This window comes from Halalkalicoccus subterraneus (genome assembly GCF_003697815.1).
Classification (GTDB): Archaea; Halobacteriota; Halobacteria; order Halobacteriales; family Halalkalicoccaceae; genus Halalkalicoccus; species Halalkalicoccus subterraneus.
In genome coordinates this window covers 1-24,210 of the sequence record NZ_RDQG01000022.1, presented here as the reverse complement: position 1 = coordinate 24,210, position 24,210 = coordinate 1, and the positions used below count along the sequence as shown (strand labels likewise).

The window sequence follows — 24,210 nt, the reverse complement described above, 5'->3', positions numbered from 1 at the left end:
ATCTGCCGCCTCGACGACCACAACACGCGGTGTGACGGGTCTATCGACCCCGAAACCCTCGTTTACGAGGATATAACCCATTTCAGTTACACGGTGGTGAGAAGACCTAACACGTTCCGAACCCAACGTAACAATCGTAGATTACCATGACAGACTTAGGCGGATTCCAAGACCACGTCGCACGGGTGGACCTCTCCTCCGGCGACGTCAACTACGAGAGTATCGACGACGAGGACGCGAAGAAGTACATCGGCGCGCGCGGACTGGGCGTGAAGTACGTCTTCGACAACGGGCCCGACGTCGACCCGATGAGCGACGAGAACCTGCTCGCGTTCATGAACGGCCCCTTAACCGGCACCCAGACGGTGATGAGCGGGCGGATCGCGGTCTGTACGAAATCACCCCTTACCGGTACCGTCACCGACAGCCACCACGGCGGGTGGTCGGGTGCGCGGCTCAAGTGGTCGGGCTTCGACGGCATGGTGTTCGAGGGGAGTTCGGACGAACCCGTCTACGCCGTCGTCGAGGACGGCGAGATAGAGCTTGAGGACGCCTCGGACCTCTGGGGCAAGGGAGTCCACGAGACCCGCGAGATCTTAGAGGAGAAACACGAGGGCGCCTACGGGAAGAACATGTCCTTCATGGGCATCGGGCAGGGCGGCGAGAACGGCGTCAAGTACGCCTGCATCATGAACGAGGACGACCGCGCCTCGGGCCGGGGCGGTACCGGCTGCGTGATGGGCAACAAGAACCTGAAAGCCATCGTCATCAAGTCGGGCACGAAAATGCCCAAACCGGCCGACCAGGAGACGTTCATGGAGGGCCACCAGCAGGCGATGCAGCTCATCCAGGAGTCCGACGTTACGGCCCCGAACGAGGGCGGCCTCTCGATGTACGGGACGAACGTCCTGATGAACCTCACCGAGGAGATGGACGGCCACCCCACCAAAAACGGAGAGTACACCTCGGGCGTCTCGTATAACGAACACGAGGAGGACCGCCCGCACGATCTCGACGCCGAGAAGATCAGCGGCGAGAACGTCCGCGAGAACATCCTCGTCGACGAGCCGACCTGTCACTCGTGTCCGGTCGCCTGTAAGAAAGAGGTCGAGGTCCAGACCATGCACAAGGGCGAGGAGATGAACGTCCGCATGGAGTCCTTCGAGTACGAGTCGGCGTGGGCGCTCGGGACGAACTCCGCGAACGACGACCGCGACAAGATCGCCGTGATGATCGACCGGTGTAACGACGTCGGCATCGACACCATCGAAGTCGGCAACATCATGGCCATGGCGATGGAGCTGACCGAGCGCGGCAAGCTCGAGGGTATCGGCGACGGCGACGGCATCGACTGGGGCGACGAGGAGGAGATGATCGAGATGATCACCAAGGTCGCGAACCGCGAGGACGACCTCGCGGACCTGCTGGCGGAGGGCCAGGAGGGCGTCGCCGACGCCGTCGACGGGCACGACAGTAAGCTCTCGGTCAAGGGCCAGTCGATCGCCGCCTACGACCCCCGCTGCATGAAGGGGATGGGTATCGCGTACGCCACCTCGAACCGCGGCGCGTGTCACCTCCGCGGGTACACGCCTGCCGCCGAGATCCTCGGGATCCCCGAGAAGGTCGATCCCTACGAGTACGAGGGCAAGGGCGAGCTCACCGCGACCTTCCAGGACCTGCACGCGATCTCGGACAGCTTCGACATCTGCAAGTTCAACGCCTTCGCGGAGGGCATCGAGGAGTACGTGCTCCAGTACAACGGCATGACCGGCCTCGATGTCAGCGAGGACGAGCTCATGGAGTCCGGCGAGCGCGTCTACAACCTCGAACGCTACTACAACAACCTCGTCGGCTTCGACGGCGCGGACGACTCGCTGCCCGAGCGCTTCCTCGAGGAGGGCGGCAACCCCGGTCAGGGAGCCTCCGAGGGCGAGTACTGCGAACTCGAGGAGATGAAGGAGGAGTACTACGAGCACCGCGGCTGGGTCGACGGCGTCGTCCCCGACGAGAAGCTCGACGACCTGGGTATCGACGTCGGCCCCGGTACGGGCGTCTCGACGGGCGACTCGCCGGCCCCCGCCGACGACTGAACGCAGAACGCAACCGTTTTTTCGGAGATAGGCGGACTGTGCGTATGACTCCCGAGCACGTCGAGAACGGCGATCGTGCCACTCCACGCTGGACGCGCGAGCAGGCCGCGCGGATCGAGCGAACCGACGGGACGGTCGCGCCGATCATCTACCCGCCACGCGAAGATTCGGTTCCCGAGATCAACGGCTGGGACACCTGGTTTCTCAGGAACCGTGACGGCTCGGTCGCCACGATCGACGGCTGGCGCGTGATCTTTTCCCTTACTGCGCCCGCCGACCTCCTCCCCGGGAAGCGCCACGACGTCGCCGAGATCCGGTATTTCTACTCGACGGACGGCGAGCGCTGGCACGACGGCGGTCCCGTCTTCGAGGGCGAGGTTCGCGGATCCCGCCAGTGGGCCGGCTCCGCGCTGCTCGACGACGGCGACCTCTACGTCTTCTATACGGCCTCGGGTCGGGCCGGCGAGGCGGACCTCACCTACGAACAGCGCCTCGCGGTCGGTTCCGGGGGGACCGTCGAGACCGACGGGTCGGGACTTCGCATCGACGGTCCCTTCGAGCACGAGGTCCTGCTCGAACCCGATGGCGAGCGCTACGAGCGCGAGGAGCAGTACCGCGGCATGATCTATACCTTCCGGGACCCGTGGTTCTTCGAGGACCCCGCCGACGGGGAGACCTACCTCCTGTTCGAGGCGAACACTCCGATCCCCGAGGGAGAAGGGGTCTGTGAGGACCCGGTGTGGGAGGAGTTCAACGGCAGCGTCGGGATCGCGCGCTCGCCGACGGGCGACCCGACAGACTGGCACCTCGAAGATCCGCTTCTCGAAGGGATCTGCGTGAACCAGGAGCTCGAACGCCCGCACGTCGTGGTTCGGGACGGCCGGTACTACCTCTTCGTTTCGAGCCACGACCACACGTTCGCACCCGGTCTCGACGGCCCGGACGGTCTCTATGGGTTCGTCGCCGATTCGCTCAAAGGGAAGTACCGCCCGATCAACGGCTCGGGGCTCGTACTCACTAATCCGGAGAACGCGCCGTATCAGGCCTACTCGTGGGTCGCCTTCCCGCACCGCGAGGAGCTGCTCGTCAGCGGGTTTTTCAACTACTACGATCTGGGCGGACTCACACTCGACGACGTCGCGACCCTTCCGCCCGACGAACAGTCGAAAAAGTTCGGCGGGACCCTCGCGCCAACGGTCAGAGTGGCCTTGAAGGGCGACCGAACCCGGATCACGGGCACGCTCTCGCACGGACGGATCCCGCTCGAATCCGAGGAGCTACCCGCGCTTTCCGAAGAACGGCTGGTCCACCGGGAGGAGATCAGAGGTGGATACGGTCGCTACTGACCGGCGTGTTCGGGCGTCGATTCGCCCGGGTTCGTCCCCTCCCACGCCGACCCGAGCGTCCAGATATCGAGTTCCTCGACGCGCGCCGAGCCCTCGTGGGCGTAGACCGACAACCCGTCGCTGTCGGGTCGGGTCGGATACACCCGCGTCGAGAGACAGCGCCGCTCGTTGACGAACACCTCCAGAACCGAGCCGTCGAGGAACACACGGAGGTCGAGGGGTCGTTCGATGTCCGTGAGGGGAAGTTCGCGGTGGTCGACCGAGTCGGCCGCGAGGCTCGAACTCTCGCGGTGAACGATCACCCGGTCGTTCTCGATCCCGATCCGGGTTCGTTCGACGCCGTCGGGCGACTCGAAGACGCCGATACCCGCCTCGCTCGCGTCGGCATGGACCGTCGCGGCGATCTCGATCGCCCGCCCACGGACGTCGAGGGTTCGAGAGCCGTTCTCGACAGCGAGGTCGATGTGACGGGCGTGTGAGCGACGGAGCGCCTCGAGTTCGGGGGCGGGACGCTGGTGCAGGCGACCGTTTTCGACGGTGAGCTCCCGCGGGAGCGAGAGGGTTCCCGACCAGCCGGCGTCCCACTGGGCGCGCTCGTCGCGGAGTTCGGGGATCCAGCCCCACAGCACGTACCGGTCGTCACCGAACAGCGACTGGGGAGCATACAGGTCGCCGTGATCCAGCAGGCCGCGTTCCTCGGCGCGGAACTCGCTCTCGGTGAACTCCCCGAGGAAGTAGAGCACGTCCTCGTAGTTCGAGACGTGAAGCAGGTCCCGTTCGCCCAGTTCCAGGAGCTCTGGACACTCCCACATCCCGCCGGTCTCGCCGTCGCCGACCAACAGGGGACCGACGTACTCCCACTCTCGGAGGTCCGTGGAGGTGTAGTAGAAGACTGCGCCGCCGACGTCACGGAGCCCGGAGCCGATCAGGTGATGCCACAGGCCGTCTGCAAACCAGATGCAGTGGTCGCGGAACTCGGCCTCCCAGTGCTCGGAGCCGACGACGTTCTCGGGCACTTCCTCGATCACCGGGTTTCGCGGGTCCTTTTCCCACTCTCGGAGATCGGAATCGACCGCGTCCGCCCGGCAGGGGAGTTGTTGCATGCCCCGTCCACCAGTATAAAATACCGTCGCACGCCCGTCGTTCTCGACCGCACAGCCCGACCAGCAGCCATCGCGGTCGGGACCGTCGGGCGAGGGCGTGAGCGCGACCGGTTCGTCGGCCCAGTGGACCAAGTCGTCGCTGACGGCGTGACCCCAGTGGATGGTACCGTGCATCGAGCCGCCCGGGTTGTACTGGTAGAAGACGTGATACCGGCCGTCGTGTTCGATGATCCCGTTCGGGTCGTTGAGCCAGTTCGCCGGCGGGGTGATGTGATACTGTGGCCGAAGCGGGTCCTCCGAGAGCCGATCGCGCATCGCCGTCAACCCCCGTACGGAGCGCGGGTCGGAAACTCCGAAACGGTCGCCGTCGGCGAGCGCCGAAAGTAGGCTGGCGACCAGCCGCGAGCGGTTGCTCGCACAGTCCCCGTCGGCGGGCCCCGAAAACGAAAGGGCGCTGCCCGCACCGATCACCGACCCCGCACCGACGGCCCACGAGAACAGCGCCAGTTGGTGGGCGTGGTCCATTCCCCCGCGAACCGTCGCCGCGAGCGCCTCGCCGCGTTCGGGCAACACGTGCTCGTAGCGGGCGTACGCCACCTCCGTGCCGGGTTCGCAGGTGTGAACCCGGAGAGCCTCGAACGGCGCGAACGCCGGTTTGTCGGCGTAGATCGATTTGAGGAGATAGCCCGTCGGCTCTGAGAGTTCCTCGCGACCCGTCGTGTCCGGGGCGACCGGCTCGATCCCGATATCGACGACCGCCGAAAGCGCCCGCAGGCTCACCAGCAGTCCGCCGCCGTCCTCGACGTACGCGCGCAGTGCGCGAGCGGCTTCGTCGAGCGCGCCGTCGATTTCGTCGAGCGGTGCGTCGCGGTGCCACCAGCAGACGTCGTAGCGGTCGAGATCGGCGGTCCCGGCGGCGACCTCCGAGAGCGCGACCCGCTCGACGAACGGGGCGACGGCCTCACACCACTCCACGGCCGCCTGCTGCTCTCCGGAGAGAGCACCCGCATGGAGGACGCCAACGGAGACTGCAGGGTCGAACATTGACTCGTGGTTGCACGCACGCGAGTAAAATGTGACCGATCCGGCTCAGGCCGTTTCGGCATCGCGTTCCAGTACGTTCACGCCCTTACCCTGGAGGTGGCGGAGCTGATCGCGGACGAACTCCTCCTCCTCGGTGCCACGCGTCGCGAGCATGTACACCTGCGCACCTCCCACTGGACGCATCGTCCGACCCGCGCGCTGGGAACCTTGACGCCGGGAGCCGCCCAGCCCGCTTGCGACGATGGCGACCGATGCCGCCGGCAGGTCGATCCCCTCGTCGCCGACCCGCGAGACGAGCAGGACGTCGCGTGCGCCGTGGCGGAACTCCGAAAGCAAGCGCTCGCGTTTCGCGTAGCGCGTCTCGCCGCTCAGAAACGGGATCCCGAGCTCCTCGGCGTACTCCTGTCCCTGATTCAGCCAGTCGACGAAGATCAGGACATTCTCCTCGGCGTGATCCGCGAGCAGGCGGCGGATCTCGTCGAGCTTCGCGGGGTTCGAAGCCGCGACCTGCCGGCGCTCGTGGCCCAGCGCGCTCGCGTACTCGGCCTCGGCCGCCTCGCTGTCCCACGGGACGTATCGGATCTCGACGTCCGGCTCCGTGACGTAGCCCGCCTCGAACAGCGCCGACCAGTCGGTACCGATCGGCGGGCCGATCAGCGTGAAGATCTCGACCTCGTCGTCGCTCTCGCGTACCGGCGTCGCCGACAGCCCCAGCCGGTGTTTCGACTGGAGGTCCGCGCTCTGGCGGAAGATCGGGGCCGGGATGTGGTGGGCCTCGTCGTAGACGATCAATCCCCACCGGCGTTCGTCGAACAGTCGGCGGTGGCGCTCCATGCCCGCCGTCTGGTAGGTCGCGATCGTCACGGGCCGGATCTCCTTTTCCCCGCCATGGTACTCGCCGATCTGGTTCCCCGAAAGCGAGGTCGATTCGAGCAGCGACTCGCGCCACTGGTTCGCCAGCTCGCGCGAGGGGACTAGTACAAGCGTCTCGCCGCCGACCGCGGCCATCGCGCCCATGCCCGCGACGGTCTTGCCGCTTCCCGGCGGCCCCACGAGGACGCCGGCCTTCTGCTCGACGAACCGGTCGACCCACTCCCGTTGGTAGTCGCGCAGTTCGAGCGCGAGCTCTATTTCGAGGGGATCACCCGTGTCGAGGTCGCGGGCGTCGCGCACGGGGTAGCCCTCGTCGTACAGCAGACGCTTGATCTCGCCCTCGCTTCCCTCGCGCACCCAGCTTTCCGTATCGGAGATGGGCGCGTGAAGCTGCTCCTCGCCGAGTATCTGCCGGGCGACGTTTCCCATCAAACTCTCGCTGTCGGCCTCGAGGACGGTGTACCCATCAGGATGGGTCCGCAGGGAGAACTGCCGGGCGCGTTTCCACTGGCGTTCGACCCACTCTTCGAGGTCCTCGTATCGGTCGCCGGTCACCCGCCGCAGCGCGATCAGCAGATCGGCGAGGTCGTCGTAGGGCGCCCCCCAGACGTCCTCCTCGCGGATGCGATACAGCGCGGAGCCGGCCCCGTTCGAGTCGACCAAGTACGCGAACGTCGAGAGCCGGGCGCGGGTGAACTGCTCGGGGTTCGAAACGACGAGCTCGCGGCGGTTCGGAAAGGTGACGACCCGCTCGCGTCTCGCCCGTTGGTCCCACTCTCTGGGGTACCAGACGACGGGATCGCGCTCGACGTCCCGTCGACCGACCACGCCCGCCTCCGCGAGCGCCGAGAGCCGGCGGTCGGCTTCGTCCTGGGTCCAGTCGAGGGTACGGGCGATCTCCTCGGCGGTGAGCACGGGCCGGCCCAGTTCCTGAATCGCGTCGTAGAACTCCTCGAGCGTGTCGTCAGTCACTGGCGAGGGCTACGGGCGCACGGGCTAAACGGCTTTCACTTCAGTTCGCCCTCCCGATGACGACGGCCGAGCGCACGTCGAGGGCGGTCTCGAACTCCTCGCGACGCCCCTCGTGCTTGCCAAACCGGAGGAGCTGTTCCTCGTGGGCGCGCTGGATCGCGCGGTACTCACGCCGTTCCAGCCCGAGATTCCGTCCGACCTCCTCCCAGTGGTCGGCAGGGACGAAAAAGCAGCAGGAGTCGTCGGTTTCGGCGGCGAGTTCGTAGCGCCGCCCGTAGGTCTCGCGGTCGGATCGCAGTTCGTCCTGTGCCCGTTCGAGGAGTTCGGGGAGGCGGCTACCGGGGACGCTCGCCTTGGCGACTGCGAGCAACACCACCTGCCCGTCGATGGGGTGGCTCATCCGCCCGCGCGCATCGCCTTCTGGGCGAAGTCGTCGATCAGCGGGTCCAGCGTGTCCTCCTCGCCCTCGAAGACGACCGTCACCTCGGTCAGCGAGAGGCTGGGGCCGATCGAAACCTTCTTCGAGGACAGCTCCGCTTCCCAGCCCTCGCCGACGACCCGATCATCGCTCTCTTCCTCGCCGCCGAGGTTCGAGAGGTAGTGGCGCGCGAGACGCTGGCTGATCCCCCGGAACGACCGCTCGACCCTCACGCCGTCCCTCCGGCAACCGGCGGGAACAGACTCAGCGTATCGCCCTCCTCGAGGGGCGTCTCGGGGCCCTGAGCGTGGGTCACGTCCCGACCGTTCTTCAGGATCGAGAGCTGGGGCTGGATCGCGCCGTCGCCGTCGAGCAGCCGTCCTTCCAGCCCGTCGAACTCGGATTCGAGGTCCGCGAGCACCTCGCCGATCGAAACGCCGTCGTCGTACTCGCGCTCGATCATCTTCTGGCCCATCGCCTCCCGAAACGTCGCAAACGAGCGCAGTTCGAGGTTCATATCGGGGGGAAGGACGCCGAGGCTATAAAGGCCGGCTCCTCGCTACTATCGTCGGAGTCGAGCCCCGAACGCACCGCTGAGCACACCGAAACAGAGCGAAAGCAGACCGAGCGCCGCGAACGCGGGAACCGAGAGCGCATCGTAGGCGAAGACGAGGGGCACACGCAGGAGCGATCCGGCACCGATCGAGACCGAAACCGAGACTGCGACCATCAGTCCCGCCGTACAGCAGACGACCGCGATCCCCTGAACCGCGCCGCTCGCGGTCGGACGAGTGAGATAGCCCGCCGTGATACCTCCGAAGAACAGACAGAACGCGGTGATCGAGAGGCGAACCGCCGCCGAGAGCGGCCCGGCGATCGAGACGAGGATCGCGAGGACGCCGAAACAGAGCCCGGCGGCGATCGCCCCGCCGTCGAGCGGGTGGCTCTTTCCCGGTCGTGAGCGGAGTTTCCGGGCGTAGGCCGGCTCGTCGTCGTTCATACGGCGTCGCTCAACCGGATGCCATCGTCCACGAGGCGGGCGTGGCGCTCCTGGTCGAGCGCCTCCCCGAGTTCCTCGTGGTCGTAGAGCTGCTGGATCAGCGCGTACTGGAAGTCACACCACACCTCCGCGTAGATCGAGGACTGCCCCCACGCCCGAAGCTCGACGATGAATTCGTCGTACTGCTCCCAGCGCTCCTCGAGTCGGTCGAGAACGTCCGCCGCGGCGCTCGCGGCCTCGCTTTCGCCCTCGGCGATCGCGCCGTTGATGTAGCCCTCGTACTGGTCGATCTCGCGTTGCATCGCCACGAGGGTCTCGTCGCTGTCCTCGGGCAGGGTTTCACCGAGCTCTCGGGGCACCGCCAGCGTGATCTCGTCCATGGAGGCGCATGGAGCGCCGTGGGTAAAAAGCCGACTACCGCTCCTCGACGTGCCGGACGTCGACCGCCACCCCACGAGTGCTTTCAGTCATCTCGCGGCCGAACATCTCCGCGCGCCCGACCGCAAAGGCCTTCGGGCCCTCGACGACGACCTCGTCCCCCGTGCGGATCGCCGGGTCGGCATCCAGAATCCCCGGCGCGAGGACGTTCCCGTGGGGAACGAACCCGTCTATTTCGACGCGCTTGGTGGGGACGTCGCTGTCGAGCCAGCGCCGTGCGCCCGCGAGCGTGAGCGCGAGGGTTCCATATTGAGGTACCATCGCCGCCAGCTGCTCGCCCTCCGTGGTGTGGGCGCGGAACTTCGGGTACCGGCTCTGAATAGAGAGATCGGGGAAGAGTTCCTCGCCCGCGCCCTCGCCGAACTGGTAGTCCGCGATCGCTTTCACCGTGTTATGCTGTCGCTCGCGCTTGCCGTACTTGAGCTCGCCGTCGAGCGTCCGCATGAGGTTCGCGATCGAGTCCGTCGTGGTCGGGTGGTCCTCGACCGTGTACTCGATCTCCGTCTCGATGTGGGGTTCGACGCGCTCGATGATCTCCCGGTAGTCCTCGGGCAGATGGGCGATGATTCTCGGATAGTCGTTGCGGTCGAGATACCGCCGCAGGACGCGCGCGACGAACGCGATCTCGGTCTCGGTCCACCGGCCCGTCACCGCGGTGTCGTAGTGCTGGGCGGGGTAGGTCGTCTCCAGTTCCTGGGGGACCACGCCGATGGGCGAGGTCATCGAGACCAGGTGGGCGCGGTACTGGATCGCGTCGTGGAACTGGCCGTGGCTCTGCGATTCGCTGTAGGGTTTGGTGGCCGAGCAGGGTACGAGCACGAGCGGGTTGTCGAACCGATTACGGTATCGGGAGGTGACCCGGTCGGCGAAACGCTGGATCTCCACCCGCCGGAGGGTGTCGTCGCTCGTCGCGCTGATCTCGCTCGTGCGATGGATCGGGGTGCGCTCCTCCACGTAACTCCATTCGTCGTCGAACTCCCGGAAGAGCGAGGTCAGCCACGGCGCGTGGCGGGCCTGGCCCTCGACGTAGTCGCGCAGTCGCCCCGCCCGGATCCGCTCGCGCACGGTCGCGAGCTCCGCCCTGAGGGCGTTCTCGTTGTGTTCGGCACAGTCCTCGCGGGTGAACTCCTTTATCGAGCGCCGACAGGCGGGACAGGCACACGGCAGCTCCTCGAGGTCCTCGAGGAACTGCTCGCCGTCGCTCGTGAGGTACTTCCCCTGGGTGCCCTTCACGACCGCCTTGTGGGAATCGAGGAGGTCGACGCCCGCGTAGGCCAGCAGGGCGGCGTTTCGCGGCGTCGCGACGCCCGAGAGATAGAGCGCGGTGTCGGCGGGGATCGTTTCCCTGATTTCGAGGATCTCGTCGCGTAGCGCGCTGGCGTGGCCGACGTTCCCCTGGGCAGTCGAGAGGACGTAGGCGTCGACCCCGTGGTTCTCGGCGGTAGTAGGTGAAACGACCGCGGCGCTCGGGTAGTCGACGTCGGGCTGGGAGACGGAGAAGGCGTCCTCGACCTCCTCGTCAGTGCCGCTCGGAAACGCTCTGTGTGGAAGGATCGTTACGCGATCCTCACGCCCCTCAGGGAGCTCGCGATCCGCGGCCCAGAGGCTGCCGGCGTCCTCGACGTGGTCGTCCGCGAGCGCCGGGGTGGTAAGGGAATCGGCGAGACGCAGTTCGCCGAGGCGTGCAGCCCCGTCGCGCCCGTGGACCTCGAAATACTCGGTCATGGTTTGACTGGCGGCGAGGCGCGAATGAGACTGTCGATCCGGTCGCGCCCGGAGAGGCGGGACCGAGCGGCTCAGACCAGTTCGATTCGCTCGGAGAGGGTCGCGAGCGCCGCATCAGGCCAGCCCGCGGTCGCCAGCGCGACCGCACAATCGGGGTTCGCTCCGGCCAGCCGCTCGACGCCCCGCGCCGCGGCCGCGTACGCCTCGTCGTCGAGCCGGTCGGGAAGTTCAGCATTGACCGGGTAGGTCTCCGAGAGCTCCGGCGGGACGGGTCCAAACGGCGGGCGCACGGTCCAGACCTCGCCGGCCTCGACCGCCGTATCGGTCGGTCCGCCGGCCAGCAACAGCGAATCCGGTACTGAAAGCCGTTCGAGCCGGCGGTGGTGGCGAAGCACTTCGGGACGGGTGGCGCTCTCGCCCGAGAGGTAGAAGAACGTCGACTTCGAGGCGGGGTCGGTACGTTCGAGCTGTTCCGAATGATCGAGTAACACGCGATAGCCGTCGAGCATCGCGGGATGTCCCCGAGCACGCGACTCGACGAGTTCGAGCAGGGTACCCGACCGGATGGCTTGCTTGATCCGGCGGATCTCTCCAAAGGTGACGTGGAGGTTGTGCTCAGAGAGCAGACGCTCCTGCTCGTCGTCGCTCTCGACCTCCTCGGGGGTGTGTTCGACACAGACCGGACACGAACACGGGAAGTAGTCGAGATCAGCGAGGTGTTCGGTGCCTCGCACCGTGAGATACCGGCCATCGCGCGCGTAGATCGCGTAGGCCGCGGAATCGAACAGGTCACAGCCCGCCGCGACCGCCAGCGCGAACATCATGGGGTGGCCCGCGCCGAAGAGGTGGACCGTGGCGGCGGGCCCGAGCCCCCGTTTTGCGGCCGCCACGACGTCGACCATGTCCCCGTACCTGTACTCGTTCATCAGCGGAACGACCGCGCCGACCGGAAAGACGTCCAGTCCAGTCCCCACCGCGTGCTCGCCCGCCGCCTCCCGGAGATCGGGGTAGGTCGAGCCCTGAACGGGCGCCGAGACGAGCATGTCTCCCGAGCTGAACTCGCTCGCCCGGTCGAGGCGCTCCTGTGTGGTCCCGAGTTCGATCTCGGCGGCCTCGCGCTCGGTGTCCGGAGCCGTCGGGATGTCGACGGGCGTTGCGACGTCCGAGCCGATCTCACGTTGGAACGCGAGGATCTCCTCGCTGGTGACGTCGATCTCGCCGTATTCGGAGAGCTGGAAGGAGCCCGAGTCGGTCATGACCGCGCCGGGAAAATCGAGCAGGTCGTGAACCCCCCTCTCAAGAGCGTCCTCGCGGAGGTCCTCGCTGCTGTGGAGGATGTAGGAGTTGGTGATGAGGATCTCGGCGCCGAAGCGTTCCGCGAGCTCGCGGGGCGGGATCGTCTGGATGTGAGGGTTGACCACCGGCATGATGGTCGGCGTCTCGACGGTGACGCCCGCGCGGGGGACCGAGAGCCGACCGATCCGCCCCGCCGCGTCCCAGTCGCGGGCCTCGAAGATCTCGCTCATTGGCCGGGGTTCGAGCGAGCGTGCGGTAAGGGTTGCGAGTCATCCCGAAGGTGGCTTGCGGGCGACCAGCCGGACGTCCGTCGCGTCGGCCGTGATCGCCATCGGCTCCTCGTAGCGGACGATCCGCAGGTCGAGGCAGGCCCTGAGGAGGTCGTTCGGCCGGAAGCGAAAACGGTGCGAGTCGTCGCCGGGCGGGCGGAGGCGATGGGTGTACAGCAGAACGCCGCCCGGTGCGAGCGCCTTCTTGAGGTCGGACAGGGCGTTCAGGCTGTAGTAGTGGCTCACGACGATCGCGTCGTAGGTCTCGACAGGGAAGTCGTACTCCTCGACGTCGTTTCGGACGAACTCGATGCGCTCGGAGAGGTCCCGATCCTCCGCACGCCCGCGGGCGATTCCCAGCCCTTCCTCGGAGACGTCGATCGCGTCAACCGCGTAGCCACGATCGGCGAGGAAGAGCGCGTTGCGCCCGCCGCCGGTCGCGACGTCGAGCGCTCGGCCCACAGGTAGAGAGTCGACGACCTCCCGAAGCAGGTCCGAAGGTTCGGTCGGGGGCTCGCGCTCGCGGTAGCGCTCGTTCCAACGGGCGCGCTCCTCGTCGGTCATGTCGAGAGCGCGTACCGGAGGACGCCCGTAACGGTCCGTCCGTCGTGGAGCTCGCCGCTTTCGACGTCCTCAACGAGCGCGTCCCAGTCGGTCGTTTCGACCCGGATGGACTCGTTGAAGTCGAGCTCCTGCTCGCCGGTCGGCTCGCAGTCGTGGGCGACGAAGTAGTGGTGGACCGCATCGAGCAGGCCGTTGGCGGGCTCGACGCTTGCGAGAAACTCCATCTCGTCGGCCTCGTAGCCAGTCTCCTCCGCCAGTTCGCGCCGGGCCGCGGCCTCTCGATCCTCGCCGGGCTCCATGCTCCCCGCGGGGAGCCCGCGGTTGGTTCGTTTAACCGCCTGACGCCACTCCTCGATGAGCACGACCTCGCCCTCGGGCGTGAAGGGGAGGACCACCGCCGCGGGCGGTTCGCTCGCGTAGTCGAAATCCGTTTCGGTGCCGTCGGGCAGCCGGACGTCCTCGTGGATCACGTCGAATCCGGGGCACGTGTAGGCGACCTCGTCGTCCAGGGTCTCCCATTCCAGCGGGTCGGTCATGGTCGGGCTAGGGTCGGCCGGGTCCAGAAGCTTCCGACACGCCCGCGAAATACAGGTGATGATGGTTCGCACAGCCGGGATTGAACGCCGCACCGCAAGCGGGACAGGCGTCGTCACAGTCGAGATACTCCGCGATCGTGAGTTCCGTATCACAGACCCCACACAGCACCGCCCGCTTCTGGCGGGCGTCTTCGGGCCAGCGCTCGGCGTCGTGATCGGAGCGGGCGGCGTGACACTCGTAGCAGGCGTAGTACTCCCCACAGCAGAAAAACCGGATCGCGATCACGTCCCGCGGCGAGTCGTAGTGGGTACAGCGAGTCTCCCGGTCGAGGTCGACGCCGCGGACGGGAGCCGGAGTGACCATACGTTCCCATCATCCGGGCTGATGATCAGTTCTCCGGTGGCCTTAGTCGTCGGCGGGGGAGGGGACGATCTGTTCGTCGAGTTCGGCGGCGTTCTCCGTCGTTGCGGAGCGATCCTCGTCTCCCCGGTACCAGATAGAGGTGAGTTCGTCCGCGGACGGGGAGCTATGGTCGATATCTTTCATGGTGTCTTTTGACATGATTATATCCAATACCGATCCGGAGAACATAACGCTTTCTCTAGGTGTATTTGTACTGTATGGGCTAGATAATATCGCGGGCCGTCTCGGTCGCAGCCGTCCCGAGGCGGGCCCGTCAGTTGGCGATGATCCTCGCGAGGATCACGATGGGGACGACCGGGAGCGCTAGTCCGGTGACGATGAGGAGGACGGCGACCACCGCTTTCTCCGTCTGACTGGAGTCGTCCCAGATGGAACGTGACATGTCGTCGATCGCCTGGGCCGTTCGCTTGATGAGTCCTGCCATCGGTGTGTTCGAGACGACCGACGGTTGTAAAGCCCCCGGACGCCGAGACCCGGTGTCCACACCGGTTCACTGACGCCGAACAGGCGTCAGTGTTCGACGCATTGCCAGCGCACTCGTCGCTGGCGCTCCTCGCGTAGGGTTGCGGGAAAAGTGGGCCGGCTCAGATTCGAACTGAGGTTACGGCCACCCGAAGGCCGAAGGATACCAAGCTACCCCACCGGCCCGCGCTCGGAAGAAAGCCGGTTGCGTTGTTAAGCGTTCCGGAACGGGTCCTCAGTACCGGCTGTAGCCCCCGGTGTCCAGCCAGTTGTGTGCCACCGTGATCGCGTGGTTCGCGTGGATGGCTCGGGGTCCCAGGCGAACCCGCTCGTCGGCGCACTCGTCGAGCAGATCGACCTCGCGCTCCGCGAAATCGTGATGATCCGAGAGGACGAACACGGGGTCCTCGGGCGGTTCAACGTCCACGACGGGATCGCCGCCCTCGTGGAGTTGTACCACCGTCCTGTCCTCGGCGGCTTTCTTGAGAATCGGCTCGAACCCGCGCCGCGAGAGGTACACCCCAGGGGAGGTCTCGACCTCCATGTGGCCGATGGCCTCCTCGCGTTCCTCAAGGGCCTTTCGGACCAGCGCCGCCGTGGATCGCTCGTCGGGGTTCAGCCGTCGAAGCTCGCTTCCCTCGAAGCGGAGCGTGAACTCGTCGGCGAGCACCAGATGGGTCCGGACGTCCTCACGGATCGCATGCGAGAGGAAGAAGGCCGAGGAGACGCACCGACAGAGCACGTCGAGGCGACCCGCAGCGCCGGCGAGGTCGTCGAGCGAGAAATCGGGGGTGGTCGGAACGTCGTGGCCGGAAACGATGAACTGGCGCATACCCGGCCTCGCCGCCCGGCAGTGATATAGTCGTGGATCCGTGGACGGAAACGCCAAGCCCTTAGATACCCACCTCGAAGTCCTCGTATGTACACGGTCGAGCAACGGCGACACTTCCATCCGACTGGTGTCGTGACACCGACGAGCGCGGAGGCAGGGCGATGAGCGTCTTCGAAAGCGCGAGGGAAGTCGTCGAACAGGACCCCGTCTGTAACACGTGTCTGGGGCGGGTCTTCGCCGACCGCAGTTTCGGGCTGACCAACGACGAGCGCGGGACCGCCCTACGCACGGCGCTCGCACTCGAGGACGACGAGCCATACGAGGCGCCCGCCGTCGAGGACTGCTGGGTCTGTGAGGGTTACAGCGGCGCGTTCGACGCGCTGGCCGAGCGCGTTGTCGAGAAGGTCGATGGAGTCGGCTTTGCGACCTATCAGGTCGGGACACGCGTCCCGCCGCTAATCGAGGAGAACGAACGCCTCCTCAGAGAGTCGGCGGACCTCCCCGTCGATGCCGGCGAGGCGTTCAAATCCGAGTGCAACCGCGAGGTCGGAAAACGCGTCGGGCGGGAGACGGGTACCGAGGTCGATTTCGAGCGCCCGGACGTGCTCGCGCTGTGCACCCTGGCGGGCGACGGCCCCGAGTCGATCTCCGCGCACACGGTCGATCTACAGGTCAACCCGGCGTTCGTCTACGGCCGATACCGAAAACTCGAACGCGACATCCCCCAGACCGAGTGGCCCTGTCGGGAATGTGGTGGCTCGGGCAAACAGCTCGCTCCCGATGGAGGGGAAGAGCCCTGCGAACACTGCGGGGGCTCGGGCTATCTCTACGACGACAGCGTCGAGGGCTACGTCGCTCCGGCAGTCGTCGAGGCGATGGACGGCGAGGAGGGCGTCTTTCACGGCGCGGGCCGCGAGGACGTCGACGCGCGCATGCTCCAGTCGGGCCGCCCGTTCGTCCTCGAAGTCAAACGCCCGCGCGAGCGCGAGCCCGACCTCGCGGCGCTCGAAGCCGGGATCAACGAGCGTGCAGGAGGCGCCGTCGAGGTCGAGGGGCTCGAACTGGCGACCCACGAGATGGTCGAGCGGGTCAAAGGATTAGAGGCGAGCAAGACCTACAGGATGGACGTCAAGTTCGCCGAGCCCGTCGAACCCGAGGACTTCGAGAAGGCCCTACGGGAACTCGACGGCGCGACGATCGAGCAGGACACCCCCCAGCGCGTCTCCCATCGCCGGGCGGACCTCACGCGGGTCCGTGAGGTCTACGAGATCTCCGGCGAACTGCGCGATCCCGAACACGGCGAACTCACGATCCACGGCGCGGGCGGGCTCTACGTCAAGGAGCTGGTCAGCGGCGACGCGGGCCGGACCGATCCCAGCTTCGCCGGGCTGGTCGGCGTCGAGAGCGTCGTGACCGCCCTCGACGTGATCGACGTCCGTGGCGAGGACGAGCCGTTCGACGACCCCGACTATCTGCGGGGCTAACGCGTCGGCGAAACCCGATCCGAGTGCACCGTCCGAGGCCCGAATCGGGGTCGACCTGCGTCCGTCACCTATTTCCTCCGCGCGCGCCAGCGGCGGGTATGGATCGGTTCGGGATCGATGAGGCAGGTAAGGGCCCCGCCCTGGGGCCGATGATCGCCGCCTGCGTCCGCGTTCCCGACGAGTCGCTCCTCCCCGAGGGAATCGACGACTCGAAGCGGATCGCGCCCGAGAAACGCGAGGGGCTCGCCCGGGGGCTCCGCGAGGACGGACGGGTCGCGATCGGGATCGCCGCCGTTTCCCCGAGCCGGATCGACGCCCCCGAAACCGACATGAACTCCCTGACGGTGGCGGCCCACGCCGAAGCCGCCCAGCCGGTGGTCGAGCGGGGTGCAGACGGGATCTGTGACGCCGGCGACGTCGACGCCGGGCGGTTCGTCCGTCGGGTAAGCGAGGGTCTGCCCGAGGGCGTCTCCCTGTCGGGCGAACACGGCGCGGACGAAACCCATCCGATCGTCGGCGCGGCGAGCATCGTCGCGAAGGTCGAGCGCGACCGACGAGTCCGGGCGCTCGAAGCCGAGTACGGCGAGATCGGAAGCGGCTACCCGAGCGATCCGCTTACGAGGGACTTTCTCCGTGAGTACGTCGCCGAACACGGCGAACTGCCGGCGTGTGCGCGCGCCTCCTGGAAGACCAGCGAGGACGCGCTGGCGGCCGCCGAGCAGGGAACGCTCGCTGACTTTTAACGCCCCGACAGGCGAGACCGACGGCGGCGATGGTCTCGATACTGTGGCTCGGCGGTTCGCTCGCGACGGTGACGTCCGCGTCGAATCCGAGCGCGCTGCTCGCGCTTTTCGCGGCCGGAACCCTCGACGCCCGGCCGGCGGCGGTGAGTCGGGACTCACCGCGTCAGGAGGAGCCGGAGGAGGTCGCCGTAGGCGGGTCGCGTGACGAACACCCCGATCAGCACGCCGACGATGGTAAAGAGCGCGAAGCCGGTCAGGTCGCCCAGACTCAGGAAGGCAAGCGGCGACATGGCGATGATGGTCGTCGCCGCCGCCGCCCCGATGACCCAGAAGGCCTTCCGGAACCGGCTCTCGAACACCCGTCCCGTACTCACGTCGCCCTCCTGGAGGATCTCGTCGGCGATGATGATCAGGTCGTCCACGCCGGTCCCGACGACGGCGATGAAGCCCGCGATCGCCGCCAGATCCAGCGGGTAGCCCACGGCCGCGGCGAACCCGAGGAGAACGAAGACCTCCGCGCTCGCGGTGAGGATCATCGGGGCGGCGACCCGTGGGCGGCCGTAGCGGGCGGCGACCACGCCCGAGACCGCGAGCATGGAGATGAAGCCGGTGAGCACCGAGTAGAGCTTGAAGTTCTCGGCGAGGCTCGGCTGGAGGTAGTACTGGGTGCCCGATTCGATGTCCAGCGGCGCGGGAGTCTCGCCGGCCAGCAGGTTCACCCGTAGGGTGCGCACGTCGTCGATCGACTCGCCGGTCATGACGAACGTTCGGCTGTCGACGTACTCGCCCGACTCCACGCTGGCCGCCAGATCCTCGCTGAGGCCCGCGGCGTAGACGACCTCGCCGTCGACGACGGTCAGCAGACAGTAGCCGGGGTCGTCGGGGTTCTGATCCCACGCACAGGCCGCACCGTAGCCCTCCTGTGTGAAGCCGGTCTCGCGCATCGTCTCGGAGAAGCCCTGTGCACCCTCCTCGTTCAGCGTGATGTCGACGTGGGGGCCGTAGGGCGGCTCGTCCTCGGGCTGGCCGACTCCCTGAATGGCATCGGGCTGGATGGCGGTGGCGTTCTCGTAGCCGCTATCGGTCGGGTGGTGGGCGTAGACTTCGACGAACCCGCGGTCCTCGATCAGGTCGATCACGGTCTCCCTGTCCTGACCGGGCACCTCGACGACGACGAACTGCTCGCCGGTCGAGGAGGTGGATTTCCGGACGTCGCCCGCCGCGAACGGTGAGCGTTGGATCTTGTCATCGATGACCGTTACCGCCTCGTCGACGGTGTCCTCGGTGACGCCCTGGCGGACGTCGCTCTCGTCGATTCCGAGGTCGAAGTCCTCGTCGACGACCCCGAGGGCGGCAACGAACTCCTCCCGGTTCACGCCGTCGGTCGTGATCTCGATGGTGCCCTCCCCGTCGGCGTCACCGGCCTCGACGTTCACGTTCCGGCTGTTGATCCCGAGTTCGTCGGCGAGCGCGGACTCGACCTCGGGTTCCTGACCCGGATCGACCGTCGCGTCCTCGGCGGTGAGGCCGGCGAGCGGCGCGCGAACCCGGGTGCCCCCGGAGAGTTCGAGACCGAACTGGAGGTTGGTAGGGCCGGTGTCGGCGACCTGCTCGCCGCCCTCGACCGCAGGGTCGTCGGGGCCGAACTGCGGGGCGACGAGGACGACCGCGCTGATCGCGACGATCACGACGAGCAGCGCGATCCGCCAGTGCTTGCGGACCGCGCCGATCATCGCCCGATCCCCTCGAACTTATACCAGCGAAGCAGGCTCACGTTGAGCAGGTAGGTGTTCATCAGGTCCGCGAGCAGTCCGAAGATGAGGACCAGCCCGACCGCGGGCAACAGGGGAATGGCAAAGAGCGTCGCGACGATCGTCATCACGAACATGGCGACGATCGACGTCAGCGTCATCGTGATTCCCGTTCGCATCGCCCGGTACGTGCTGTCGTAGAAGTCGCCGCGCCGGCGCAGGACGTGGTTGTTGAGCAGGAGATCCGAGTCGACGCTGTAGCCGATGAGCATCAATAGCGCGGCCACAGTACCGAGCGAGAGCTGGATCCCGAAGAGGTTCATCAGCGCGACCGGGATGACGATGTCGCTGAACGCCGAAACGACGACCGCGGCAGAAGGGATCAGCGATCGAAACATCAGCGCGACGAGGGTACTCATCCCGGCAAAGGCGATGGCGATACCGATGACGGCCTGGCGCTGGGTCTCCGATCCGAACGCCGCGGAGGTGCTCGATATGGAGGTGACGCTGAACCCGGCGTCGGTCGCCTGGGATTCGATCGCGGCGGTGTCGGTCGACTGGAACGTGACGATGTACTCGTCTTCCTGTGCGGCGATCGGCTGGATCGACTCGGGTTCGGTCGCGAAGGCCGCCGCGATCTCCCCTTCGGGGGCGTCGCTCTGGACCTGGAGTTCGGTGCCGCCGGTGAAATCGATACCGGGGTCGACCGGCATCCCGGTCGTTGCCCACATGCCGGCGATGACGAGCAAGGAGAGCGCGAGGAGGGCAAGGGGGACCGCCGCGAGCTGGCGGTTCGAGTACCGGGGATAATGGACCTCCGGTACCGTCGAATCGAGCATGATTCTCGGTGTGACACGGTCAAAAATAAACTTTCTTATCCGATCAGCTGTGGGGTTTTTGGGGCTGTGGGCCCTCCCGCCGGTATGGAAGCACACGCGACGCGGGTCGTCGTCTCGTATCCCGAGGACCTGAGCGACTGGGGGCGCTTCCAGGTCGAAAAGCCCGCCTTCCGGGCGTATCTGACGAAAACGCTCGACGCCGTCGAGGAGGGCGACGAGTGGGAGGAGTTCGTCGGCGTCGGCTGCTGTGGCAACACCCTCGACGTTCCCTTGCGGATCGAAGCGATCGAGGGAGCCGACGAGGTGGCCCGCGACACCGACATCGAGTACACGGTTCGGGAGGCCTGCGGGATCCGGGGCGGCTGGCGCGTCCAGAGCGCGGGCGGGCCGGTTTAGGGCAGGTACCGGACGCTCACGATCCCCTCCTCCGAACGGATCTCGACGCGGTTGACCCCGAAGCGCGCCGCCCGCGCGAGGGTCTCCTCATCGGCTTCGACCTCCGCGGCCGCCGAGTCGGTTCGCTCGGGGGGCACCGTCAGCACGTGGATCTCGCCGGTCCCCGCGCGCTGTTTTCGGGTGATCTCGCCGACGCCCTGGGAGTCGGCGAGTTCGCGCTCCTGGCTCGTCGGGGGCTCATCGCTTCGCTCGACCGAGAGCTCGCGGCGCTCCTCGATCTCGCGCAGCTCCCAGGTCGCCTCGACGGGCGGTTCGGGTGCGATCGTCCCTTCGAGCGCCTCGCCGCCCTCGAGGTCGGGGTTCGCAGAGAGCGTGTGGACCTGGCCGGTCTCGACGTCCCGGAGAACGGCCGAAGCCTCGTCGGCATGGGTCACGAGGAAGGTCCCCTCTTTCTCGTCCATACTTACGAGAGGCCACGAAGCCCTTTGTCGATTTCGACTACCGGTACCGGCGGTGAAGGACGACGATCAGCGCCGCCGCGAGAACCGGGGGGACGAACCCCAGGAGCGACGGGAGCCCGTAGAGGACCGCGACGATACCCCCGAGGGCGCCGCCGGTCGACTCCTGGAGCGCGGACGGTACGGAGATCACGAGCCCGAGATAGAGGGCAGCCATGAAGAGAAAACCCCCGAGCGCGAGGGCGGTGTCGTACGAGCTCCCGGTACCGAGGCGTTTGCGGTGGCGGCGCGCGACCAACAGAACGGGAGCGATGATCGGTGCGACGACGAGCAGGCCGACGAGGACGAAAAACGAACGCACGAGCGTGATCGTCTCGGCGGCCCCGAGCGTCCCGGCGATGAGGACGACCAGCGCGAGGGCGAAAAACAGCGCCACTACCAGCGCCAACAGGGCACTGAGTACCACATAGCCCTTGTAGACGGGCGAATCGCTCGCGCCATAGGAGTAGCGAAACGACCCGAGCAGGCCGTCGTAGGTCTTCTCCTCGGCCATCGCCGGTGCTTGGGAGGGGGGCCGAATAAGCACCCCGGTAGCCGACTGTCACAACCCTTTTGCGATGCCCGTACGCGGTCGGTGTATGGAACTCGACATCGGCAACGCGCTGGATTCGGTCGCCACACCCGGCGTCTCGCGCGACTCGCTGGAACGGCTCGACGAACGGGTCGCCGAGGCCCACGACCGAATCGAGACGAGAATCGACGAGCGCGAACACGGGTATGCTGCACTTGCGCTCCCCGAAACCGCCGATCCCGACGCGATCCGAGCGGCGGTTGACCCGATCGACTGTGACACCCTCCTAGTCGTGGGAATCGGTGGTAGCGCGCTCGGCGCGGCGACGCTCGCGGACGCACTGGAGCTCGATATCGACCTCTACACGCTCGACAACGTCGACCCCGAGCACACCCGTGAACTGCTCGACTCGCTGGATCTCTCGCGGACGGCCCTGCACGTCGTCTCGCGGTCGGGTACCACGGCGGAAACGCTCGCGAACTTCCTCGTCGCCCGCGAGGCGATGGATTCTGTGGGAGTGGACTGGACCGACCGCACCCTCGTGACGACGGGCGAGGAGGGCAATCTCAGAGGTCTCGCCGAGCGCCACGACCTCCCCGTTCTCGACGTTCCTGCGGGCGTTCCGGGACGGTTTTCGGCTCTGTCGACCGTCGCGCTGCCGGCGGCGGCGCTCGGCGGCGGCGACGTCGAAGCGCTGCTCGCGGGGGCGCGCTCGGAGGCGGAGGGGGTGGCTGGTTCGCTGTTCGAAACTCCCGCGTACGCCTACGGCGCGACCGCGTACGCGCTGGCCGAACGGGGCTGGCGCGTCAACGCGATGATGCCCTACGCCGAATCCCTCGAGACGTTCGCCGAGTGGTTCGCCCAGCTGTGGGCCGAGAGCCTCGGCAAGGACGGCGTCGGCCAGCTCCCGGCGCGCGCGCTCGGCGCGACCGACCAGCACTCCCAGCTCCAGCTCTACCGCGCCGGTCCACGAAACGCGATGGTGTCGCTCGTGCGACCGCGGGAGCGGGCGGACGTCACGATCCCCGAGACGGATCTAGAGGGGCTGTCGTATCTCGGCGGCTCGTCGCTCGGCGAGCTGCTCGACGCCGAGTTCGAGTCCACGGAAGAGAGTCTCGCGGCCGCGGGCCGGCCGAACCTCCGGATCGAAATCGAGCGCGTTGACGCGCACGAACTCGGCGGGCTGCTATACGGGATGGAGGCGGCCTGCGTGCTCGCCGGCGAGCTGTTCTCGGTGTCGACGTTCACCCAGCCGGCCGTCGAGTGGGGCAAAAACGCGGCTCGCGGCCTGCTGGGCGGCGGGGAGTTCGAGGAGGCGCGAGCCGTCGAGGAGAAGACTCGACTCGTGATCGACTAAGCAACGGTTAGAATCTCAGAGTTTGAACTAAAATAATATATGTCTGACATAGTTTTATATTAGTAGAAATCGTATAGAGACGTATGCCAAAGCGGTACAGTCTCGTCTGCGACGACCGGCTCGCGGCGAAAATCGATGCCCTCGCGAAAGAGTACCACCTCACCGAATCGGAAGTCCTCCACCAGCTCGTCGGTATCGGGCTCGAAGAGCGCGAGATGACCGCGCGCTAGTTCGGGTTCTTCCGCGCGAGGGGGCTGCCACAGATCTCACAGCGATCGTGCTGTTGGTCGAACTCCCGGCCACAGCCCTGACACTGGAACGTCCAGTGGCGCTGTTCGGAGATCCCCTCACGGGCGATCACCTCAACGGCGACGTTCAGTTTCTCGGCAACGTTCTGCATCGCGTAGTCGTCGGTCACGAGGGTGCCGTCGAGTTCGAACGTGGTCGCGACGAGCCGGATGTCGGTGTCCGAGAGTTCCTCCAGATCGCCGAGTTCCGCGGCGGCTCGCCTGACGGTGTCGATCGTCTGGTCGGTCGGGATGTGGATATGCATCCCCGAGCCCTCCATCGCGTCGTAGCGGTAGGCGCTCTCGTCTTCGAGCTCCTCGCGCACGAGCGGGATGCTCGCGGTCTGTTCGGTGGTGTGGTACTCGTGGATAAAAGCCGATGAATCGAGAACGTACATTTAGCGCTGGACGACGATGTAGTCTTTGACCGCCTGCACCCGGTTGACGGGCATGCGAATCCGCTGTTCGTCGTCCAGTTCGAGACCGAAATCCGCGGCGGTGATATCGTCGTTCGGGGTGATGACGAGGTCCTGCAGTTCGCCGCTTTTGACGTCCATGGTGATGTTGTACAGCATCCCGAGTTCCGCGCCATCGGCGCCCATGACGGCCTTTCCCGAGAGGTTGTCCGCTAGTATCTCCGACATACCCGACAGAAGAGAGCGGACGCTAATAAACGCCACGGGGCCGATTTCGGTGCTCGGACGGCTACGATGGACTTAACTACCGCGCCCCGCTCGGCTAAGATAGAGTTTCTCGGGTGGTAGGATGTCGGATACAGATACAACACAGACCTCATCGTCGGGGCTTCGAACGCCGATCGTCGCGGTTCTCGGACACGTCGATCACGGGAAGACCAGCTTGCTCGATAAGATCCGCGGCTCGGCGGTGATCGAGGGCGAGGCCGGCGCGATCACCCAACATATCGGGGCGAC

At 66.7% G+C, this 24,210-nt stretch carries 28 protein-coding genes and 1 tRNA gene; 7 read left to right on the top strand and 22 right to left on the bottom strand.

What is annotated here, in order from left to right:
• Positions 1-146 precede the first annotated feature (146 nt).
• Together EAO80_RS06075 and EAO80_RS06070 are read left to right on the top strand one after the other, a co-directional pair.
• Entirely contained in the window at positions 147-2,090 is a 1,944-nt protein-coding gene (locus tag EAO80_RS06075) for an aldehyde ferredoxin oxidoreductase family protein (RefSeq protein ID WP_122089039.1), read from the top strand.
• 44 nt (positions 2,091-2,134) lie between these two features.
• Complete coding sequence (locus tag EAO80_RS06070) at positions 2,135-3,436, top strand: glycoside hydrolase family 68 protein (protein ID WP_122089038.1); 1,302 nt, start codon at positions 2,135-2,137, stop codon at positions 3,434-3,436.
• Here EAO80_RS06070 and EAO80_RS06065 read toward each other — a convergent pair.
• The 16 genes from EAO80_RS06065 to trmY all read right to left on the bottom strand — a co-directional run bounded on the left by EAO80_RS06065 (position 3,430) and on the right by trmY (position 15,392).
• The gene (locus EAO80_RS06065; protein ID WP_122089037.1) at positions 3,430-5,583 is read right to left on the bottom strand and encodes a GH32 C-terminal domain-containing protein; all 2,154 of its coding nucleotides are present in this window, start codon (positions 5,581-5,583) and stop codon (positions 3,430-3,432) included. The two genes, EAO80_RS06070 and EAO80_RS06065, sit on opposite strands and share 7 nt — an antisense overlap.
• A 45-nt stretch (positions 5,584-5,628) precedes the next feature.
• A complete protein-coding gene (locus EAO80_RS06060) occupies positions 5,629-7,428 on the bottom strand; it encodes a DEAD/DEAH box helicase (RefSeq protein WP_122089036.1) in 1,800 nt (599 codons plus the stop codon).
• Between the two features lie 40 nt (positions 7,429-7,468).
• Positions 7,469-7,828: a hypothetical protein gene (locus EAO80_RS06055; protein WP_122089035.1), complete on the bottom strand. Its 360-nt coding sequence runs from the start codon at positions 7,826-7,828 to the stop codon at positions 7,469-7,471.
• Positions 7,825-8,079 carry a hypothetical protein gene (locus EAO80_RS06050; RefSeq protein WP_122089034.1) on the bottom strand — a complete coding sequence of 85 codons (255 nt, stop codon included), beginning with the start codon at positions 8,077-8,079 and terminating at the stop codon, positions 7,825-7,827. Before EAO80_RS06050 ends, EAO80_RS06055 begins: the two co-directional genes overlap by 4 nt.
• Positions 8,076-8,363 (bottom strand): ubiquitin-like small modifier protein 1, encoded by a 288-nt coding sequence (locus tag EAO80_RS06045; protein ID WP_122089033.1) that lies wholly within the window; start codon positions 8,361-8,363, stop codon positions 8,076-8,078. Before EAO80_RS06045 ends, EAO80_RS06050 begins: the two co-directional genes overlap by 4 nt.
• 45 nt (positions 8,364-8,408) lie before the next feature.
• The gene (locus EAO80_RS06040; protein ID WP_122089032.1) at positions 8,409-8,846 is read right to left on the bottom strand and encodes a hypothetical protein; all 438 of its coding nucleotides are present in this window, start codon (positions 8,844-8,846) and stop codon (positions 8,409-8,411) included.
• Positions 8,843-9,226: a hypothetical protein gene (locus EAO80_RS06035; protein WP_122089031.1), complete on the bottom strand. Its 384-nt coding sequence runs from the start codon at positions 9,224-9,226 to the stop codon at positions 8,843-8,845. The genes EAO80_RS06040 and EAO80_RS06035 overlap by 4 nt, the downstream gene beginning before the upstream one ends.
• 34 nt (positions 9,227-9,260) lie before the next feature.
• On the bottom strand, positions 9,261-11,009 hold the full coding sequence (arcS, locus tag EAO80_RS06030; protein WP_122089030.1) for an archaeosine synthase subunit alpha: 1,749 nt from the start codon (positions 11,007-11,009) through the stop codon (positions 9,261-9,263).
• A 71-nt stretch (positions 11,010-11,080) separates the two neighbouring features.
• Complete coding sequence (gene tgtA / locus EAO80_RS06025) at positions 11,081-12,535, bottom strand: tRNA guanosine(15) transglycosylase TgtA (RefSeq protein ID WP_122089029.1); 1,455 nt, start codon at positions 12,533-12,535, stop codon at positions 11,081-11,083.
• Between the two features lie 39 nt (positions 12,536-12,574).
• Positions 12,575-13,138, bottom strand: coding sequence for a class I SAM-dependent methyltransferase (locus tag EAO80_RS06020; protein ID WP_122089028.1), 564 nt, complete (start codon positions 13,136-13,138; stop codon positions 12,575-12,577).
• Positions 13,135-13,674, bottom strand: a complete 540-nt coding sequence (locus tag EAO80_RS06015; protein WP_122089027.1) for an NUDIX hydrolase — start codon at positions 13,672-13,674, stop codon at positions 13,135-13,137. The genes EAO80_RS06020 and EAO80_RS06015 overlap by 4 nt, the downstream gene beginning before the upstream one ends.
• A 7-nt stretch (positions 13,675-13,681) precedes the next feature.
• The gene (locus tag EAO80_RS06010) at positions 13,682-14,038 is read right to left on the bottom strand and encodes a CHY zinc finger protein (RefSeq protein WP_122089026.1); all 357 of its coding nucleotides are present in this window, start codon (positions 14,036-14,038) and stop codon (positions 13,682-13,684) included.
• Positions 14,039-14,080: 42 nt separating this feature from the next.
• Entirely contained in the window at positions 14,081-14,236 is a 156-nt protein-coding gene (locus tag EAO80_RS19555) for a hypothetical protein (RefSeq protein WP_162993906.1), read from the bottom strand.
• Between the two features lie 115 nt (positions 14,237-14,351).
• Positions 14,352-14,522, bottom strand: coding sequence for a hypothetical protein (locus EAO80_RS19550; protein ID WP_162993905.1), 171 nt, complete (start codon positions 14,520-14,522; stop codon positions 14,352-14,354).
• A gap of 151 nt (positions 14,523-14,673) precedes the next feature.
• Positions 14,674-14,746: transfer RNA gene (locus tag EAO80_RS06005), tRNA-Pro, on the bottom strand.
• Positions 14,747-14,795: 49 nt separating this feature from the next.
• The gene (gene trmY, locus EAO80_RS06000; RefSeq protein ID WP_122089025.1) at positions 14,796-15,392 is read right to left on the bottom strand and encodes a tRNA (pseudouridine(54)-N(1))-methyltransferase TrmY; all 597 of its coding nucleotides are present in this window, start codon (positions 15,390-15,392) and stop codon (positions 14,796-14,798) included.
• Positions 15,393-15,553: 161 nt separating this feature from the next.
• On the opposite strand from trmY, the gene EAO80_RS05995 reads away from it, so the two are divergent.
• Together EAO80_RS05995 and rnhB are read left to right on the top strand one after the other, a co-directional pair.
• The gene (locus EAO80_RS05995; protein WP_122089024.1) at positions 15,554-16,876 is read left to right on the top strand and encodes a tRNA pseudouridine(54/55) synthase Pus10; all 1,323 of its coding nucleotides are present in this window, start codon (positions 15,554-15,556) and stop codon (positions 16,874-16,876) included.
• A 98-nt stretch (positions 16,877-16,974) separates the two neighbouring features.
• Positions 16,975-17,619, top strand: coding sequence for a ribonuclease HII (rnhB, locus tag EAO80_RS05990; RefSeq protein WP_122089023.1), 645 nt, complete (start codon positions 16,975-16,977; stop codon positions 17,617-17,619).
• 155 nt (positions 17,620-17,774) lie between these two features.
• Here the strand turns inward: rnhB and EAO80_RS05985 are convergent, their stop codons facing one another.
• Together EAO80_RS05985 and secF are read right to left on the bottom strand one after the other, a co-directional pair.
• Complete coding sequence (locus tag EAO80_RS05985) at positions 17,775-19,352, bottom strand: preprotein translocase subunit SecD (protein ID WP_122089022.1); 1,578 nt, start codon at positions 19,350-19,352, stop codon at positions 17,775-17,777.
• Positions 19,349-20,209 carry a protein translocase subunit SecF gene (gene secF / locus EAO80_RS05980; protein ID WP_122089021.1) on the bottom strand — a complete coding sequence of 287 codons (861 nt, stop codon included), beginning with the start codon at positions 20,207-20,209 and terminating at the stop codon, positions 19,349-19,351. The genes EAO80_RS05985 and secF overlap by 4 nt, the downstream gene beginning before the upstream one ends.
• An 84-nt stretch (positions 20,210-20,293) precedes the next feature.
• Between secF and EAO80_RS05975 the strand changes: the two genes are divergently transcribed.
• Positions 20,294-20,605, top strand: a complete 312-nt coding sequence (locus EAO80_RS05975; RefSeq protein WP_122089020.1) for a hypothetical protein — start codon at positions 20,294-20,296, stop codon at positions 20,603-20,605.
• On the opposite strand, the gene EAO80_RS05970 is transcribed toward EAO80_RS05975, so the two are convergent.
• Together EAO80_RS05970 and EAO80_RS05965 are read right to left on the bottom strand one after the other, a co-directional pair.
• Positions 20,602-21,066, bottom strand: coding sequence for a DUF5812 family protein (locus tag EAO80_RS05970; RefSeq protein WP_122089019.1), 465 nt, complete (start codon positions 21,064-21,066; stop codon positions 20,602-20,604). The two genes, EAO80_RS05975 and EAO80_RS05970, sit on opposite strands and share 4 nt — an antisense overlap.
• Positions 21,067-21,103: 37 nt before the next feature.
• Complete coding sequence (locus EAO80_RS05965) at positions 21,104-21,616, bottom strand: hypothetical protein (protein ID WP_122089018.1); 513 nt, start codon at positions 21,614-21,616, stop codon at positions 21,104-21,106.
• A gap of 85 nt (positions 21,617-21,701) precedes the next feature.
• Between EAO80_RS05965 and EAO80_RS05960 the strand changes: the two genes are divergently transcribed.
• Both EAO80_RS05960 and EAO80_RS05955 read left to right on the top strand, forming a co-directional pair.
• Positions 21,702-22,991, top strand: coding sequence for a glucose-6-phosphate isomerase (locus EAO80_RS05960; protein ID WP_122089017.1), 1,290 nt, complete (start codon positions 21,702-21,704; stop codon positions 22,989-22,991).
• 83 nt (positions 22,992-23,074) lie between these two features.
• Positions 23,075-23,221, top strand: coding sequence for a CopG family transcriptional regulator (locus tag EAO80_RS05955; RefSeq protein WP_122089016.1), 147 nt, complete (start codon positions 23,075-23,077; stop codon positions 23,219-23,221).
• Here the strand turns inward: EAO80_RS05955 and EAO80_RS05950 are convergent.
• Both EAO80_RS05950 and EAO80_RS05945 read right to left on the bottom strand, forming a co-directional pair.
• Positions 23,218-23,676 (bottom strand): NOB1 family endonuclease, encoded by a 459-nt coding sequence (locus EAO80_RS05950; RefSeq protein WP_122089015.1) that lies wholly within the window; start codon positions 23,674-23,676, stop codon positions 23,218-23,220. The two genes, EAO80_RS05955 and EAO80_RS05950, sit on opposite strands and share 4 nt — an antisense overlap.
• Entirely contained in the window at positions 23,677-23,922 is a 246-nt protein-coding gene (locus tag EAO80_RS05945; protein WP_122089014.1) for a PRC-barrel domain-containing protein, read from the bottom strand. It lies immediately after the preceding gene.
• Positions 23,923-24,210 lie beyond the last annotated feature (288 nt).